This is a genomic window from Chryseobacterium oleae (assembly GCF_900115055.1).
GTDB classification, from domain to species: Bacteria; Bacteroidota; Bacteroidia; order Flavobacteriales; family Weeksellaceae; genus Chryseobacterium; species Chryseobacterium oleae.
Genome location: NZ_FOVD01000001.1, coordinates 295,589 through 309,508 on the forward strand (window position 1 = coordinate 295,589; position 13,920 = coordinate 309,508).

Genomic DNA, 13,920 nt, shown 5'->3' on the forward strand with positions numbered 1-13,920 from the left:
GATATTTAAAAATTATAATACAGCCGGTGGGCCTCTGTCTGAAAGAGAAAAAAGAGTGTAAGAAAATAGAAATTCGGGAGAAGAGAAGATCTTTCCCGTGATTTTTGATACAGAAAAAACAGCCGTGTAAATCTTTCCGATTCCACCTTCACCCAACAATTTATGGTGACAGATGGGGCACTTGGTATCACATGATGAAAAGGCCTTTTTGAAAATTTTTCCATTCTCCCCTTTTGTCTGCTGAAAAGAATTTCCGGCATTCTGACTGTGAAGAAAATGATGGTGGAGATATTCCGCCGGAGAAACAGCAAAGGCATACACAGCAATAAAAATTGCCGTCAGAAAGTTTTTAAAATGCCTTGTGACTCTCAATGGATAGATTTGCTGATTGAACTTGAATGTTGCGAAATTAAAAAATATTTACTTAACATAGGGTTTTACCGGAATCAATTTCAAAATTTTTACAGCAATAAAACTGATTAATCTCTTTCTCGCCCCAAAAAATGGCACTTGATGTAAGAAATAATATATTTGGATTGTCCTATTCTTAGAAACACTTTTAATCATCCTGAAATATGATCAGACCGCTACTTTTTATATTACTTTTCATCTCATCCTATATCTTTTCACAGAATAAGATCAGCTATAAAGTGTATTATGATGAAAATCTTGAGCAGAATGGCTTAAAAATCAAAGTAGATTATACTCAGAAAAAATCTTCGGAAACGACAGAGTTCTACTACCGTAATGAAAACTGGGGTGAAAAAGACCTGTTTAAAAGTGTAATTATTTTGAAAGAAGACAATCCCGGTATCAGTTTCGAAACAAAGCCGGACAATGATGAAATAAAAGTCCGGCACAAAAACAGCAGAAAAGTTTCTTTTGTGTATCATATCAAACAGGATTTCAAAGATCCGAACCACCGCATTTTCAATCGCCCCAAAGTGAAGGATCATTTTTTCCACGTTATGGGCAAAAATTTATTCATTGTTCCCAAAACATTCACCGAAATGCCGGATGACCATGAATTCGAATTCTCGATTGAATGGATCGGTTTTCCGGCAGATTTCAAAATACACAATACTTTTGCAAGCCAGATTAAAAAACAAAAGATCAAAACAGTGCTTTGGGAAGGCTTTTATCATTCCCTTTTTGTAGGCGGAGATTACCGGATCTATGATTTTAAAATTCACGATAAACCCGTCTATTTTGCGGTAAGAGATGAGTGGAATAACGGATTCTCCGATGACTTCCTTTTTTCCAACCTTAAAAAAGCGGTACAGTCGCAGCGGGATTTCTGGAAAGATCACGATCAGGATTATTTTACCGTGATCATGAGCTCGACCGTTTCTCAAAAAGACAGCTTATTTAAAGGCTACAGTACCAACGGATCAGCTATAAAAAATGCTTTTATGATCCAGGGAACCAACAATCCGTTTAACAATAAAAATTCTTATCTCTACCTTCTTCACCACGAGCTGATGCATGACTGGATTGGAAACAGGATCAAAAACCAGCATGAAGAACTCAATTACTGGTTCAGTGAAGGTTTTACAGATTATTACACCTATAAAAACAGGCTTAGAATCAAAGATATTTCATCCGTAGAATGGCTGAAACTTTTCAATGAAGAGGTGATTAAAAGCCATTGGAAAAACCCACAACGCAACATCCCGAATTACAAAATAAAAGATGAATTCTGGAAAAGCCGGAACGTAGAAAAAGTTCCGTACCGAAGAGGCTCTATCTTCGCGTTCTGGCTGGATAATCAGATCATGATCAAAAGCGGTCATAAAAAATCTCTGGACGACCTGATGCAGGAACTTTTAAAAACCTGTACAGAGAAAAAGCTGAAGTTTACAGACGAGCTGTTTCTTGATCTTGTCCAAAAGTATCTGGATAAAGACCTGTCTTACTTTTTCCAGAAACACATCCTGAGCGGTGAAGACATTGATCTGACCAATGAAAAATGGATCGATGGTTTTCAGTTTAAAACAACAGATGACATTCCACAGCTTCAGACCGATAAAAATAAAGAAGTGAAGTACATTTTATAACGAGGCAAGCCAAAAGACAGAGATGGGTTTACTTACCGATTTTCAGTACTTCCCGCTCCCATCTTCCTGCTTCCTTTCTTCAAGCAGCTCTTTTGCTTTTTTACCCGCATTTTCAAGCAATGCCAGACTTTCAGCTGTGATCCGGTCTGCAAAAACGATCCGGAAATGATGACTGTATTCATCAGTTAATGAAAATGTATTTCCGGGCGTGAACAGGATTCTGTTTTTATCACAATAATCAAAGAATTTCTTCATATCAGTTCCTTCCGGTAGCTTTCCCCAGATACTGTATCCTCCTTCAGGACTATGAAAATAGGAATCTTTGGGAAAATAATCTCGTAAAGCATTCAACAGCTCAATAGCCTGCCTGTTCAGCTGTTTGCGGAATGACCGCAGGTGCCGTTCATAACCGATTCCCTGAAGAAGTTTCAGCATCAATTCCTGATAAATGGGAGAAACTGATCTTCCCAGGACAAATCTTGCCCTTTCCGAGCGGGCATAGAAACGTCCGGTATGCAACCAACCCAAACGAATGCCCGGCGCCAGTGTTTTTGAAAACGAAGAATAGGTCATCACCAGTCCTGAATCATCAAAGCTTTTGATGGAGCGTGGTCTTTTATTACCAAAGTAAAGATCACCATAGATGTCATTTTCAATAACCGGAGTCTGATAGAGAGATGCGACAGACAAAAGTTCTTTTTTAGCATCATCACTCATGACGATACCTGTCGGATTGTGAAAATTGGGTGTAACGACCACGGCTTTTATTGTATTCGAATTACAAACTTCCCTGAAATAGTCTGTATCAAAACCGTTTTCGTAATGCACAGGAATCTCGATTATTTTTAGTCCCAGATTCGCCACAGCCTCCAAAACTGAAAACACACACGGACTTTCGACAGCTACAATATCTCCGGGATCGGTTACCGCTCTTAAAGCAATGGTCAGTGCCTGCAGTGCCCCGTCTGTAATAATCAGTTCATCAGGATTAAATACACATCCGTGACCTGCCATCTGTATGGAAATCTGTTTTCTTAATTCGTACAACCCGTTTGAAGGATAATAACGTAACAATGCAGCACCTTTTTCGCGGATCACTTCCTGCATGGTTCTGAGGATCAGTTTTTGTGGAATTAAAAGATCTCCCGGCGCTGCCGTATGGAAAGAGCTGGATTCAGAAGGTTTGTTTCTGGCAGAAGTAAGCATCACATTTTTTGCAAATACGGCATCTCTTACAACAGGCATCAGATCTGTCCTTACTTGCGAAATATGGTTTTCATCAATAGTGGACACAAAATAGCCTGAACGTGGACTGCTTTCTATTAATCCTTTCATCATCAGGTATTCAAAACCACTTTGAACTGAGCTTGTGCTTAGTTGATATCTGCTTTTTATCTCCCTTACAGAAGGCAGGCGTTCTCCTTTCAGCAAAATCCTATTCCTGATCTGCTCTTCAATAACGGATGTGAAAATTTCGTATTTATAGGACCGCATCATTATTTCATTAAACTGTACTGAACAAATTTACAAAATAAACAACTGTACCGATTAAATTAATGAAAACTGTATCCCTTTCGAATCCAATAATCCTCTAATTTTGAATAAAAAAGATTCATGAATATAATTTCAAAATTTACAGTGGGTTCTGAGGAGGGAATTTCTGATCTTATAACCATTATCGATTCTTCAGTTTATGCCCTGCACAAAGGACTGATTCCTGAGGAAGATATCAAAAAATATATTGCAAACGATATTGATCCCAGAAAAATGATCAATGACCTGAATGATCTGTCTAACCAGTTGATTATTACCTATGCGGATGATAAACCTGCAGGTTACAGTATTATCAGAAGCGGATTGAGTCATCCTTCCCTTCCGGAAGAGAAAAAAGCAACAGAAATCAGTCTTGTGATTCTCCCGGATTTTGATTCACCGGAAATCAGAGAATCACTTTGGAAAAAAAGCAGATCAGCCGCCAGTTTCACGGATATCATCTGGATCAATATGATGACGCATGATCCGCTTTTGCCGTTTTTAAAAGAATCAGGGTTCTCTGTTGTGGAGGATGCTGTGGCGGGGCCTTTTAAGCTTCCTTCTCACCTGTTAAAATTCGAAATCAGCAGAGGTTAGATCATTTTTCTGCTTTTCAAAATATTTTGACACTATTATTTTTTTAACCACAAAAGAGGCAAAAGTTTTTTGTGGTTTTATTTTTTAATCTCTCGCTGATTAATCAGATCATGCAGATTTGATTCAGCATTTTTTTAAACATTAAGATCAATAAGATGATAAGGAAAGCTCAAACTTAATATTCTTAAAAACTTAAAACACCTTAATGGTTCAATTTTTTAATCTCTCGCGGATCAAATAAATCAAAAATGATTTTGTGGCTTTGTGTTTTTTTAACCACAGATTGCACAAATTTGCACAGATGTTTGAGCATATTTTCTACCTGTCATTATAAAAGTCTTTGATTTTTCACAAAGCTTTAGTGAACTTCTGTTCAATAGAATTTTAAACTTTAAATAAACTTAAGTGTTTTAAAAACTTTTGTGACTTTTGTGGTTTTATTTTTTTAATTCTCGCGGATTAATCAGATCATACAGATTTGATTCAGCATTTTTTTAAACATTAAGATCAATAAGATGATAAGGAAAGTTAAGGAAAAATCAAATGATTTTTTATAAGCCGTTTCCTTAAAGCAAAGCTCAAACTTAATATTCTTAAAAACTTAAAGAAGCTTAATGGTTCAATTTTTTTAATCTCTCGCGGATCAAATAAGTCAAAAATGATTTTGTGACTTTATGGTTTTATTTTTTCAACCACAGATTGCACAAATTTGCAAAAATGTTTGAGCATATTTTCTACCTGTCATTATAAAAATCTTTGATTTTTCACAAAGCTTTAGTAAACTTCTGTGCATTAGAATTTTAAACTTTAAATAAACTTAAGTGTTTAAAAAACTTTTATGACTTTTGTGGTTTTATTCAATTCCTCATCAAAGGAAATTGAGAAAAACTATTTTGTCAATAATCATAACATCACAGAAAATGAATTCGGATTCAGTAGAGTTTACGTATCTTTGATTTTTATAATTTATAAAATCATGAGTGATCAGCTGGAAACCATTGAAGATTATTACAGACGCCTCAGAAAGAATCAGATGAAGATGTTCGATTCCGATGATTTTGAAACCGGAAAGTCGCATTTCAATGTCTCCATGCGGAAATACTGCAGCTTTAAAAGTCCATACAACCGCCGTGATTATTATAAGGTGAGTTTTATTCTGGGAAAAGGGACTTTTCAATATGGATCACATGAGCTGTATATTGACCGCCCCGCTCTCTTTTTCCCTTCACCAAATATTCCGTACTCCTGGGAATGCGACGGAGATCTTCAGGAGGGCTATTTTTGCCTGTTCAATCAGAAGTTTTTTAATGAAAATTCTGAATTCAATCTGTTTAAAAAGACTTCATTGTTTAAAGAATGGAGTAAGCCTATTATTTTTTTAACGGACGAACAGACTGAGCTGGCAACTCTTTATTTTCAGCAGATGTACAAACTTAATAATTCGGCATATCCTTTCCGGTGCGGCAGTATTAAAAGTCATCTGGCTTCTCTGATGCATCTCGCTCTGGAGATCCGTGTAGATGATATCAATCCCAATGAACTTCCTGCGAATATCCGCCTGTACCGCTTATTTGATGAGCTTTTGAACAAACAATTCCCATTGGATTCCCCCGCTTATCCTTTGGCTTTGAAAACGGCTTCGGACTTTGCAGAACACCTTAATGTACATGTCAATCATTTGAATTCATCGGTAAAATCGGTGACACAATTGACCACCACACAAATCATTAAAGAAAGGGTCTTTGAAGAATCCAAAAACTTATTGAAATATACCAACTGGGATATAGCTGAGATTGGATACACGCTGGGATTTGATCAGCCTTCCCATTTTAATAACTTCTTTAAAAAACATGCTGAGGTTTCTCCGTTGAAATTTAAGAACACTTACTAAATATTTGATTTTTGTAATTTTTACTTTGTCTTTTTAAATTGAAACGCTCATTTCTTAGTCTACTTTTGCATAGTAAAATAACGAACGAATATGTTGTTGAAAGAAGCATCTGAAAAAAGAATCAGATTAATCACCATTATGGCCTTTGTGTCGATCCCGCTTTCAGGGTTTGTCACGGATATTTATTTGCCTTCATTTCCCTCGATGGCCAAAGAACTGCAGGTTTCCGAAAAGGATATTCAGATTACTTTAACGTCTTACCTGTTGAGTTACGGGATCTCCCAGCTCTTTGTCGGAGGAATTTTGGACAGCATCGGGCGTTACCGTCCTAAGCTGATCGCCCTTTTTCTATTGATTATCAGCAGTCTTTTGATTACCATGACGGACAGTATTCTGTTGATCTGCCTGTTGCGTATCCTTCAGGGAGCTGCGGTTTCCGTACTGGTTGTGGCTACCCGTGCTATTTTTGTAGACCTTTACGACTCGGAAAAAGTCAAGCATTATCTGAGCTATTTCACGATTGTATGGTCGTGCGGGCCTATTCTGGCTCCTTTTCTGGGTGGATATCTTGAAAAACTGTTTAACTGGCATGCGAATTTTTATTTCCTGGCTTTTTATGCAGGTGCACTGTTTCTGTTTGAGTGGTTTTTCAGTGGAGAAAGCTTACCGGAGAAAAAGAAGCTCAATCTTTCCGAGAACATCAGTCTGTACAAAATGATGTTGAAAAACAGGATTTTTATGTTGGGGATCATTATTTTAGGACTAAGTTATTCTATTGTTATGCTTTTCAATTTGACGGGACCTTTTATTATTGAGAACACCTTTCACTTTACTCCTGTAGTTATAGGATATTGTACACTGATCTTAGGGTTTTCATGGATGATCGGAGGATTTATAGGAAAACGAAGACTTAAACTTGACTTTAAAGCAAGAATTCTTCAGCCTATTATTTTTCAGCTTATTTTAATTGCCGGACTGATCGCCACGAGCTTCTACGCAGAAAGTCTGTATATCATGGTTCCATTCGCGTTTTTTATTCACATCTGTTCCGGAATTCTGTTTACTTCGTTTTTCACAACGAGTATGCTGTACTTCCCTAAAAATGCAGGAACAGCAGGTGGGCTGATGGGTGGTTTGGTATATGTGATCACGTCTATTACAAGCTTTATTATATCTGTCAGTGGAAACGTTACGGAGCAGGATGGCCTGGCCTGGCGTTATCTGGCGATTGCCATTGTGCTTTTGGGAATTATTCTCGTCATGCATCAGGCGGTTAAAAAAGAACAGGCAGAGAGTTGATCTCTGCTTTTTTTATGTCTTTATTATTGCTCAACACCTGAGTTCATTCCAGTGATTTCTTCATTAAATCTATAAAGTAGCTACAATCCCATTGTTGATGCCGCCAATAAAGCTATTGATGGAATATATTTTAGCATTGCTATGATAAGAACTAATATTGCAGTGTCAAAAAGAGAATTGTTGTAATTTTAATAAGTGATTAAGTATTATTTATAGAAAAATATTTAATCACAAAAGCAACAAAACCAAACCATTAAATAAAAGCAGGGAATTAAATGTTAGAGACGGTCAAAAAGCAATGGAAACAGATTCTGGTCATTCTCATGTTGTACACAGCATGGAATATCGCGGTATTTTTCTTTCTCGTCAGACTTCAGGGACTTGAGACCACGATGAAGCAGTTTGGAGTCGGAACTCAGCTGTATGTCAATTTTATTCATACCATTATTAAGGGAACTATTGTTTATTATATCCTGATCTATCATCTGATCATTCCATTCATCAGGAACAGAAACTGGAAAAGATTTATTCTGCAGTGTACGCTCCTTTTTGTAGCCCTTACCGCTTATGAATATGTCTGGAATTTTACAATATCAAAAACAGATCCTGCGAGCAACAACTATATTTCACCCAAAGTATTTCTTATCAGTGCTGCTGTTCTGGACTGCTTTATTATACTCATCTCTTATTTCGTGGCGACATTAATTACCTCTAATGAAATGCGGAAGCATAAAGAGGAACTGGAGAAGGAAAAACTCAGGGCAGAGCTTGCGGCGATCAAATACCAGATCAATCCTCATTTTCTGTTTAATTCACTGAGTTTTATTTATACAAAAACCCTTAGAAGCAGTCCGGAAGCCGCTCATGCCGTGCATCTTCTTTCTGAAATTATGAGCTATGCCCTTGATGACTGGGGAGAATTAGGAACGGTTCCTCTGGCGCTGGAAGTGGAGCATATGAAAAAAGTAATTGAGATGAACCAAATCCGTTTCAGCCATAACCTGAAGATTAAATACTATGAAGATGTTCAGGAGAGCGATGCCTCCATACCTGTTCTGGCTTTTGTTACCCTTGTGGAAAATGCCTTTAAACACGGCGATCTGAACGATGAGAAAAACCAGGTATCCATTGAACTCATTGCTACAAAAAGTAAAATCTGCTTTCTCGTGAGCAATAAAAAGAAAACAGGTCCCAAAGAACCTTCCAAGGGAATCGGCCTGAACAATGTGCAGCAGCGACTGCAACTGATGTATGGAATCAAGCATTCTTTTACCATCAAGGAAGATGAGAATTATTATTTAAACGAAATTATCATTAATCTATAAATTATGATGAACTGTATTGTTGTAGACGATGAGGCTCACGCCATAGAACTGCTGACACTGCATATTGAGCAGACTCCGTTTCTGAAACTTGTAGGTACCGCCACCAATCCTGCGGAAGCATTACAGCTGCTGAACAGCACGGAAGTTGACCTTATTTTTCTGGATATCCAAATGCCCGGAATGTCGGGAATCGAATTGCTTAAAGTATTGAACGACCGTTATAAAGTGATTCTTACCACCGCTTTCAGAGAATATGCCCTCGACGGATTTGATCATCATGTAGTGGATTATCTGCTGAAACCCATCTTTTTCCCAAGGTTTCTTATGGCTGTACAGCGGGCACAGGAAACAACTTCGGCCCCTAAAACGGAAACAGAAGATTTTATCCTTGTTAAAACTGAGTACAAAGGGAAACTCCTGAAAATCAAAATTAACGATATCATCTATATTGAAGGAAAAGGGAAGTATGTATGTTTTCATACCAAAGATGGCGAACAGATCATGGCCCTTCTGAATATCGGAGGCCTGGAAGAAAAACTGCCTACAGACCGTTTCAAACGGATCCATAAATCTTTTATCATCGCTGTTCCGTTTATCATCATGATTCAGGGAAATACCGTACAGCTCGAATTTACGAAAAACCAGATCCCGATCGGGCAAACCTACCGCGATACTTTTATGGCCCAGATGATGGACAAAGTACTGACCAATAAAGGCAGAGAAGAGCCGGGACCCATTGATCCCATCCGATAAATCAATTAATAACCAACTATATAAAAATCTAACAATTTTAATTTACAAATCAAAAACAATGAAAAAATTATTCATCCAATCTATTGGAATTTTTGCACTGGCTACAGCTACATCATGTACCCCTTCTTATTTCGGAAAAACGTATTCACCGACGCAGAATGTTGATGTATATTTCGATGCCGCAGATGTCAAAAAAGAGCATGAAGTAATGGGAACAACAGATGTAGGCCAGGGATTTAATTCTCTCAATGCCGTACAGCAGAAAGTCATTGAACTGGGCAAAGCACAAGGAGCAGACGGAGTTATCATGAAGCTTACGGAAGAAGTTACAGGAAGCTCGACAAGTGATTTTGGAAGCATGAAAAATGGCAGTAAAAAAAATACGTACAGTGGCGGATCCATAACTTCTAATATCAAAACTAAAAAAGTACTGGCTACTTTTATTAAATATAAGTAAGCTACTACCCTATTCATCAGGTTTCTCAACTGATGATTACCCTGCGGGATGATGCAGGAATCTATTCATACATTCTATCCAAATTTATCATTTTCAATACTATAAACCGCTGTAAAATACAGCCGGAGGGGTGAAATATTGGTAATGGGTTTGGGAGTTTGAGAGTTTGAGGGTTTGAGGGTTTGAGGGTAAAGTAGTTGTTGGTTTGAATCTCGAAACGTGTCTGAAATCCAGAATCTTTACTCTTGATTCTTGGATTTTAACTCTTAACAACACAAATTTAAAATAGTCGTTTTATCCTTTTTATCCAATGTTTTTTGATCCGGAGCTGTTGTGGCTCCGGATTTTTGATCACAGGTTTGAAACCGTGTATGTCTCCATATCAATTACATAGGATCTTTTTCCCATTCTTATCATAGCAGCAGGATTCATTCACATAACATGGATGGTATGGATAGATTTGTTTCACAAACGAAATATCTGTTGGCGATAAATCCGAATTCCATGGCGTCGAATACCCACCATTCGTCAAAAAGGAAGGAATCGCATAATGCATGATAGAAAGAGAATCATATGCTGTATAATTCGTTGAACTGGTGCTGTATCTTTCAAATACATTACGATCTACCTTTTCTTTGCTCCACGGAGGATTTTGAGTTCTTCTGTAATAGTCATACACCTCGGGTTTATTCCACGGAATATTGGCGGTCGGGTTTTGATGTTCATGAATAAATCCTAAAGCGTGACCGAATTCATGGAGCACCACCTGTTTGATAGATTCTTCCGGTTCACTCTCATTGATCCAGCCAAAAAACATGGTCGGCTGATCCTGAGGAATTGTTTTACAGTCTATTCCAATGTAGGATGAGGAACCACCGTTCCCGAATGAAATCCTGATATCCGCATTATTTCCACTGGTTGTCACGTCATAAGGGATGAACCTGAAATTGATTTTTTTCTTTTCATGGAATTTATATTCAACGCCATCCGCAGAGGCCTGGGTCCATAATTTCACATATTCCCGAACTTTATTTTTCTGAAAATCGGTACCGTTTAAAAATTTTACTGTGATCCGCAATGGAAAATTCACTGAATGTGGCCATAAGCTTTTCTTAACCACGGCAGCCTTAATATCCATCGGCATAAATGGATGATCATCCGTATAAAGTTCCGTACACAATCTTTGTTTATCTGCTGATTTTTTATCGGTACAACTGATCATGGCAAGAAGTACCAAAGGGAGAATTAAAGTTTTCATGGTTTTTAGTTTTTGTTAATCGTGAAGACACCAACACTTTCATTAACAAATCTAAGCTATAACCTACCCTTTATCAAGTACCCGTTCGGGTGAATTTGAATTGAAGCCATTGTCATATGATGAATTAATTCTTCATCATAAAGCTGACTAAAAAAAAATCAGCTTGTTTGTTTCGAGTCTACAATTCTATTTAAAACAATCTAAACTACGTGAAAATAAAACACTCACAAACCGCTTCATACAAAGCCTTTCTTTAAAATATTTCAAAATATCCATATTGAAATTAAGTAAAAACACTGAATGACATCTACCCCATTCTGATTAATTTTGAATAAACAAAAACTGAAAATTATGGATCACTGGAAGGAATTTTAAATGTGCCTTTTGTCAATCGTTTCGTTCCTACGGTTGAAATGGATTTCCGTCTGTAGATTGAAACCGTGATTGAAGATGGAAAAGAAATTCTTCAGCTGCAATATGAGCAGATTGTATTTTTCGAATCTGATTTCGGAAATGATGGTGGAACGACCAGCTGGCCTCACATCCAGGTCAATACACTTCGTAAATTACAGGATATCCCTGAAGATCAGGAACGTGTATAGAAGAGCAATTCTTTGACTGTAAACCTACTACTTCAGGTACTGTTGAAACAGCTAATCCTGCTTCGGGATGTGCTTATCATAAAGGATAGAATGATTAAAAAAAATGACGGGCTGATTGCTGCTTTTCGTTTTATTAAAAAATTTCCACGGTGTTTTTACGAAATGCCGTGGAATTATATTTTGTAGCTATATTTATAAAAAATCTTAATACTAATCTAAAGCTGCTTTACGCTCAAATATCTCCATGTGATCAACTTAAAAATTAATCTACAGTGAAAGAAAAAGTGTATAGCATTGATAATTACTGGGACATGACTGTTATTGAAGGTATGGCAGACTTTAAAGATAATCCCTGTTATTTTGTAAATATTTTCTCAGAAAATCAAAACGATTGGACAGATGAGTATCTTCTTACGCTATTACCTGAAGATATTTTGATACTGGGTAAAGAAGTCTGGAAGTACTGGCTTTACTGGTTAGCAACTTCTAAAGAAACAAAAATTCCTCACCCCCATGATTATGCAGATCAGAGAAAAAATAAATCTTTTGAAAATTTATTAAGCGTAGATCAGAATCCTGAAGAATACATTAAAGCCGAGCATAATTACCAGAATCAAATTGTCTTTAATGATTACTTACAATCTAATTCTCCAACGATGAAAGCAAAAGGTTTATTTAGCGGAAAAATCGATGGAACTGAAACGTTCGTGGAATGGCTGGATGAAGTACCATTACTTTAAACAGTATTAAAGATTTTCATAAGTCTGGTCCACCAGGAAAGATACCGCCTTTTTGATTTTCTCACGGCCTTCTTCTGTACTGAGGTCTATTCCGCAAAAAACGCTGCCATTCAAGGAAGAATACATATTCAGATAGTAAAGTCCTGAAATGATAATAGCCGTTATGGCACGGAAGTCCTGTGTACGTTCCCCAAAATGAGGTTCGATAATAAATTTAAAAAGACCTTCCCCGTTTTCCTCCTGCGCATTGGTCATTTTTGTTAATGATTTTCTGGACTCAGATAAGCGCCACAGTAATAGTTTTTGCAGCTCTTTATTTTTGAATACATAATCGTATTGCTCCAGTAACATGGCTTCCGTAAATAATCTCCCGCCGCTTTCCATATCCGGCACCATTTTTTCGGTCGTTACATTGCTCCAGTAATCCTTGGATCTGATATATTCGTCCATAAGGCCATCCATTCCACCAAAATAGGTGTAGATCATTTTCTTATCTACTCCCGCGACGGTGGCGATATCATTCACCTTTAATCCTGCATATCCTTTCGTTTTCAGAATTTTTCCAACCGCATCCAAAAATTTCTTTTTACTGCGTTCCTTGTTCCGGATACTGCCTGCTGCTGATTTTCTTTCCATGATTAAACATTAGATTATACAAGTTTATGAAATTTTTAATTATTTTAGACACTAGTTAGTGTCTAATTTTATATATTTGCACAAACTAAGCCATTCTATATATATTTAAACACTCATTAAGTTGAAAAAACTAAAGACAATTCAGATTGCAGCATTGCGTAAGTCAGGACAAAACAGCCCACAAACACAGGAAAAATCCGACCTTTTATCTAAGGATAGATTGTTGGGTGAAAGTATTTTGATTTCTTTTACAGATTCCAGCTTTTATTCCGGTTCCGAAGGTTGTACACATACTGATCAACAAAATACCGATTGATTTGAATCCCCAGTTTCGGACAGGATCAGAAATCTTTCGCAGCTTTTATCCAAAAGCTCCAGAAGCAAATCCATGAAAACAAAATGATCCTCTCCTCAAATGGTTCCCTCGGTTTATTCTCTCAGTTTAATAATGCTTCAGAAATAACCATAGAACGAAGCACTTAAATATGAGGTTTTGAAACAAGCGAAAATGTGGTTGTACCCGTAACATAAAGACAATTTCGAACCAAATTACTAAGGTAAAAACACTTAATGTAGCAGCATCATTAGAACTCTAATGGTGCTGTTTTTATTTTCCCGGAATCCTTTTGCTGACCCATGATCAAATTCTACAGGAAGTCTAAATATTTTATAAAAATCTATTGTAATACAAAACTCGATTATAATAATGTACAGTTTTGAGGAAGGCAAAAAATTCGACGTCGCCGCCGATGAAGCTTCCGCCTGAAACAGC

At 37.1% G+C, this 13,920-nt stretch carries 14 protein-coding genes; 10 read left to right on the top strand and 4 right to left on the bottom strand.

Features of this window, described 5'->3' with window-relative positions:
* Window positions 1–12: 12 nt before the first annotated feature.
* Entirely contained in the window at window positions 13–372 is a 360-nt protein-coding gene (locus tag BM143_RS01360; RefSeq protein ID WP_072922442.1) for a hypothetical protein, read from the bottom strand.
* Between the two features lie 203 nt (window positions 373–575).
* Between BM143_RS01360 and BM143_RS01365 the strand changes: the two genes are divergently transcribed.
* On the top strand, window positions 576–2,057 hold the full coding sequence (locus BM143_RS01365) for a M1 family aminopeptidase (RefSeq protein WP_090022145.1): 1,482 nt from the start codon (window positions 576–578) through the stop codon (window positions 2,055–2,057).
* A 42-nt stretch (window positions 2,058–2,099) separates the two neighbouring features.
* Here BM143_RS01365 and BM143_RS01370 read toward each other — a convergent pair whose 3' ends face one another.
* Complete coding sequence (locus BM143_RS01370; RefSeq protein WP_090022147.1) at window positions 2,100–3,554, bottom strand: aminotransferase-like domain-containing protein; 1,455 nt, start codon at window positions 3,552–3,554, stop codon at window positions 2,100–2,102.
* 117 nt (window positions 3,555–3,671) lie between these two features.
* Here BM143_RS01370 and BM143_RS01375 point away from each other — a divergent pair, with 117 nt between their 5' ends.
* From BM143_RS01375 to BM143_RS01400, 6 genes are all read left to right on the top strand, one after another.
* On the top strand, window positions 3,672–4,187 hold the full coding sequence (locus BM143_RS01375; RefSeq protein ID WP_090022150.1) for a hypothetical protein: 516 nt from the start codon (window positions 3,672–3,674) through the stop codon (window positions 4,185–4,187).
* 976 nt (window positions 4,188–5,163) lie between these two features.
* On the top strand, window positions 5,164–6,078 hold the full coding sequence (locus BM143_RS01380) for a helix-turn-helix domain-containing protein (RefSeq protein WP_090023855.1): 915 nt from the start codon (window positions 5,164–5,166) through the stop codon (window positions 6,076–6,078).
* 93 nt (window positions 6,079–6,171) lie between these two features.
* Complete coding sequence (locus tag BM143_RS01385; protein WP_090023856.1) at window positions 6,172–7,377, top strand: MFS transporter; 1,206 nt, start codon at window positions 6,172–6,174, stop codon at window positions 7,375–7,377.
* Between the two features lie 275 nt (window positions 7,378–7,652).
* Entirely contained in the window at window positions 7,653–8,702 is a 1,050-nt protein-coding gene (locus BM143_RS01390) for a sensor histidine kinase (protein ID WP_090022153.1), read from the top strand.
* Between the two features lie 3 nt (window positions 8,703–8,705).
* Complete coding sequence (locus BM143_RS01395; protein WP_090022155.1) at window positions 8,706–9,455, top strand: LytR/AlgR family response regulator transcription factor; 750 nt, start codon at window positions 8,706–8,708, stop codon at window positions 9,453–9,455.
* Window positions 9,456–9,513: 58 nt separating this feature from the next.
* Entirely contained in the window at window positions 9,514–9,912 is a 399-nt protein-coding gene (locus BM143_RS01400; protein ID WP_090022159.1) for a hypothetical protein, read from the top strand.
* A 382-nt stretch (window positions 9,913–10,294) separates the two neighbouring features.
* Here BM143_RS01400 and BM143_RS01405 read toward each other — a convergent pair whose 3' ends face one another.
* Window positions 10,295–11,170 (bottom strand): zinc metalloprotease, encoded by an 876-nt coding sequence (locus BM143_RS01405; RefSeq protein ID WP_090022162.1) that lies wholly within the window; start codon window positions 11,168–11,170, stop codon window positions 10,295–10,297.
* Window positions 11,171–11,610: 440 nt separating this feature from the next.
* Here BM143_RS01405 and BM143_RS24140 point away from each other — a divergent pair, with 440 nt between their 5' ends.
* Window positions 11,611–11,772 carry a hypothetical protein gene (locus BM143_RS24140; protein WP_228430657.1) on the top strand — a complete coding sequence of 54 codons (162 nt, stop codon included), beginning with the start codon at window positions 11,611–11,613 and terminating at the stop codon, window positions 11,770–11,772.
* Window positions 11,773–12,044: 272 nt separating this feature from the next.
* Window positions 12,045–12,512 (top strand): hypothetical protein, encoded by a 468-nt coding sequence (locus BM143_RS01415; protein WP_139221963.1) that lies wholly within the window; start codon window positions 12,045–12,047, stop codon window positions 12,510–12,512.
* Window positions 12,513–12,518: 6 nt separating this feature from the next.
* Here the strand turns inward: BM143_RS01415 and BM143_RS01420 are convergent, their stop codons facing one another.
* Window positions 12,519–13,148: a TetR/AcrR family transcriptional regulator gene (locus BM143_RS01420; protein WP_034725151.1), complete on the bottom strand. Its 630-nt coding sequence runs from the start codon at window positions 13,146–13,148 to the stop codon at window positions 12,519–12,521.
* Window positions 13,149–13,269: 121 nt separating this feature from the next.
* Here BM143_RS01420 and BM143_RS23835 point away from each other — a divergent pair, with 121 nt between their 5' ends.
* Window positions 13,270–13,464, top strand: coding sequence for a hypothetical protein (locus BM143_RS23835; protein WP_167375217.1), 195 nt, complete (start codon window positions 13,270–13,272; stop codon window positions 13,462–13,464).
* The last annotated feature ends 456 nt before the right edge of the window (window positions 13,465–13,920 follow it).

Bases quoted from the DNA above. Each gene is read 5' to 3' on its own strand.
- BM143_RS01375 (WP_090022150.1), top strand. From the start codon at position 3,672: ATGAATATAATTTCAAAATTTACAGTGGGTTCTGAGGAGGGAATTTCT.
- BM143_RS01400 (WP_090022159.1), top strand. From the start codon at position 9,514: ATGAAAAAATTATTCATCCAATCTATTGGAATTTTTGCACTGGCTACA.
- BM143_RS01365 (WP_090022145.1), top strand. From the start codon at position 576: ATGATCAGACCGCTACTTTTTATATTACTTTTCATCTCATCCTATATC.
- BM143_RS01380 (WP_090023855.1), top strand. From the start codon at position 5,164: ATGAGTGATCAGCTGGAAACCATTGAAGATTATTACAGACGCCTCAGA.
- BM143_RS01370 (WP_090022147.1), bottom strand. From the start codon at position 3,554: ATGATGCGGTCCTATAAATACGAAATTTTCACATCCGTTATTGAAGAG.
- BM143_RS01420 (WP_034725151.1), bottom strand. From the start codon at position 13,148: ATGGAAAGAAAATCAGCAGCAGGCAGTATCCGGAACAAGGAACGCAGT.
- BM143_RS01405 (WP_090022162.1), bottom strand. From the start codon at position 11,170: ATGAAAACTTTAATTCTCCCTTTGGTACTTCTTGCCATGATCAGTTGT.
- BM143_RS01395 (WP_090022155.1), top strand. From the start codon at position 8,706: ATGATGAACTGTATTGTTGTAGACGATGAGGCTCACGCCATAGAACTG.
- BM143_RS01390 (WP_090022153.1), top strand. From the start codon at position 7,653: ATGTTAGAGACGGTCAAAAAGCAATGGAAACAGATTCTGGTCATTCTC.